This is a genomic window from Streptomyces sp. NRRL F-5650 (assembly GCF_000721365.1).
Taxonomy (GTDB): domain Bacteria; phylum Actinomycetota; class Actinomycetes; order Streptomycetales; family Streptomycetaceae; genus Streptomyces; species Streptomyces ardesiacus.
This window is the reverse complement of record NZ_JOGV01000174.1, coordinates 1-320: the sequence shown is the minus strand read 5'-3', so window position 1 is coordinate 320 and position 320 is coordinate 1. Positions and strand designations below refer to the sequence as shown.

Annotated in this window: 1 pseudogene; it reads left to right on the top strand. The window is 73.4% G+C overall.

Features of this window, described 5'->3' with window-relative positions:
- A pseudogene (locus IG88_RS39950) lies at positions 1-320 on the top strand (polyketide synthase); the annotation flags it as partial.

Genomic DNA, 320 nt, shown 5'->3' with positions numbered 1-320 from the left:
GCAGCGGGTGATCCGGCAGGCGCTGGCCTCGGCGGGACTGTCGCCGGCCGATGTGGACCTGGTGGAGGCGCACGGCACCGGGACCAGCCTCGGCGATCCCATCGAGGCGCAGGCCCTGCTGGCCACGTACGGCCAGGGCCGCCCCGAAGACCGGCCGCTGCGGCTGGGGTCGGTGAAGTCGAACATCGGGCACACCCAGTACGCCGCCGGGGTCGCGGGTCTGATCAAGTCGGTACTGGCGCTGCGGCACGGGTTGATGCCGCGCACCCTGCACGTGGACGCTCCGTCGACGGAGGTGGACTGGTCGGCGGGTGCGGTGG